Here is a 2,695-nt window from a genome sequence, read left to right as displayed (position 1 = left end):
AAATTAGCGGTAAGTGTCAATGGTAAGCGGACTGGAAGGGGTCAGCGGTTTGTGCTGATCCATGAAAGGAGCATTAAGGAATTGACACGTGCAATTGATTCTTCACCCTCTTGGCCTGTCAAAACGTCAAACGTTTTGGCCTGCCAACCGGCGAGGGAGTCCCTCAAGGATTGAGGGGTTGGGGAGTTCGATTGATGGGGTCAAGGGGAAGAGTTCCCCTTGTAGGTTCGGACAAAGTCCGAGGTTTTTTTGCCATGCAAGGCATGGTTTGGCGAAGCCAACGAGCCTCGCAGAGCACGTCCAAATGAAATTTGGTATAACGTGCTAGACCAAATTATTGGATTCTCTCAATCTTCGTGCTATGCTGATTACCAAAAGGGGGGCTTACTTGTGGCTCATGTAGAAAAATATACAAAAGGCAGCGTACAAGGATTATCGATTCATTGGGACAGAAAAACAGAAAATCATTCGAATCAAGAGATTGATAATGAGCGGTCAAATTTAAATTATGATTTATGCGAAAAAGAAGGAGATACACTTTCCCGCATGAATGATCGATTACGTGAAGTACATTGTTTGAATCGGAAAGATGTAAAAGTTTGTAGTGATTGGGTTGTTACGTTACCAGAAAACTTGAAGGGGACTTCAGAAAAAGAACAACGTGAATTTTTTGAAAAAACCTATGAGTTTTTAGCGAATCGTTATGGCGGTGAAAAAAATGTATTGTCCGCTAACGTACATAAGGACGAAACAACACCTCATATGCATTTTGCTTTTATGCCTGTTGTTTGGGACGAGAAAAAACAACGGGAAAAAGTTTCAGCCAAAGAGGTTTTAACAAGAAAAGATTTAAAGACATTCCACCAAGATTTAGATACATTTTTGAAAAAGGAAATACCACACATCTACAAAGATGGAATTTTAAATGATAAAACGATTGGTGTTGATACCGTTAAGGATTTAAAAAAGCATTCTCTAGAAATAGAGAAACAAAAAAAGGCGATGGATGCGGAAATAAAGATAAAAGAAAAAGACTTGGAGAGAAAAATCCAATCTTTAGATAAAGAATTTGAAAGTAAAAAGAAAAAGCTTTTAGATCTCAGTGAACAATTACCACAAGAAATCAAAATCAATGCAAAAGGGAAAGAGAAAAAAACAGAGGTTGTGAAAAAAGGATTATTTAAAACAGAAACGATAACCAAAAACACTGGGAATTGGATTATTGGAACGAACGAATTGAAAAGAGTACAAAAAATGGTGAACGCTGCCTATATGGTCAAAAGGGATTATGAACGTTTGCAAAGTACAGATTTGGTGGAAGAAAATAAAAAATTACACCTGCAAGTAGAGGGCTTGTCTAACAATTTAAAAGCATCTCATCAGATTAATGCGGAGTTGAGAGAGAGAAATAAAGAATTACATACAAAAATAGGCTCGTTACAAGCTCATATAAACGATTTGAAGATAAACGTAAAGGTTTTATATCAACAAACGAAAAAAGTCTTTAAAGAGCAATTTAAAACGTTTAGAGGGCTTGTTAAGAATGAACTAGTTGGAAGGGAAGTAGAGGATTACTTTGAGCGTGAACATAAAAACGAAATGACTAAACAACGAGGATATGATATGGAAAGGTAAAACCGCCTTAGAATCAATTCTTGGGCGGTTTATTCAACTGCATTAATTGGAGCCTTATTATTATTAAAATCTTCGAATCTAGCAAGTAAGTATTTCTCTTTTGTATCTTTACCACGATGAACAAGGCTTGGATGTATCATTATTGCTCCAGTTCTTCTAGTAATTATTTGGGCTTGCTCCAGTGTTTTTAATGTGTCTATTACAGTTTGTCTAGATACCTTGCTTTTTTCGGTCAATTCTCTTGTAGTTATAATTAACGTATTTGTTGATTTGTCCATGTTTTCTAATATGTATTTTACAACTTGCATTTTTTTATTACCTAAACTATCTATTAATTGAACGATTGCAGTTAAATATGTGATCATAAAACCATTTCTAGGAGTTTTCTTTATGACTTCATCAGTTTCTATTATTTCACCTGTATCTAGGCTTTTACCGTTATATATTATTTCGTTTTCAGTTTTTTGTTTTGGCATATTATCACCTTTCTCCTATATTTTTATATTTCCATTTTATCATAATTAGACCAAAAGGTCAAAAAAAAATAGACCAAAAGGTATAAAAAATTAGACCAAAAAGTATAAAAAATTAGACCAAAGAAAATGCCCTTCAATAGCTATATATCAGCTTAAAATCTACTTTTTACCCCCTGCTTACTCTTTTCTATATATTTAAGGCGATAAATATCGCCTTAAATATATTCTTTTTTCATTTTTTTTAGAGGGCTTTCCACAATGCAATAGTCGAGTAGTATTTTTTGAGAAAACCACTCAAAAAATCTCCACTCTTTTGCTATTGCATAGTGAAATTCGGCAGGTGTGAGCATGTCGCCAAGCCGAACATACCAAAAACGAGGATTTAAGTTGCACGACTTGGACTAGCAATTGTACCTGCCGAACCGCCTTGATCTATCGTTCAAGAATTTCACTAATGCCATATAAAATTACGTTAAGTTCCTGGGGGCTAGCCCCCAAACCCCCAGCCAGCACTCACACCCAAAAACAAGGGGGATACCAATAAAAAAGTCAAAATCCACTATATAGGATTTTGACTTTTTTAT

The 2,695-nt window shown here is 35.2% G+C and carries 2 protein-coding genes; one reads left to right on the top strand and one right to left on the bottom strand.

Annotation, left to right across the window (positions count from 1 at the left end; all coding sequences use genetic code 11):
- Positions 1-321 precede the first annotated feature (321 nt).
- Positions 322-1,635, top strand: a complete 1,314-nt coding sequence (mobV, locus tag D2K64_RS23230) for a MobV family relaxase (RefSeq protein ID WP_238384392.1) — start codon at positions 322-324, stop codon at positions 1,633-1,635.
- Between the two features lie 29 nt (positions 1,636-1,664).
- On the opposite strand, the gene D2K64_RS23225 is transcribed toward mobV, so the two are convergent.
- Complete coding sequence (locus tag D2K64_RS23225) at positions 1,665-2,111, bottom strand: replication/maintenance protein RepL (RefSeq protein ID WP_120010769.1); 447 nt, start codon at positions 2,109-2,111, stop codon at positions 1,665-1,667.
- Positions 2,112-2,695: the final 584 nt, after the last annotated feature.

Origin of the sequence: Teichococcus vastitatis (assembly GCF_003604215.1) — a bacterium.
GTDB lineage: Bacteria > Pseudomonadota > Alphaproteobacteria > Acetobacterales > Acetobacteraceae > Pseudoroseomonas > Pseudoroseomonas vastitatis.
Note: the sequence above shows the minus strand (reverse complement) of the source record. Positions and strands in the feature narration are given on the sequence as shown.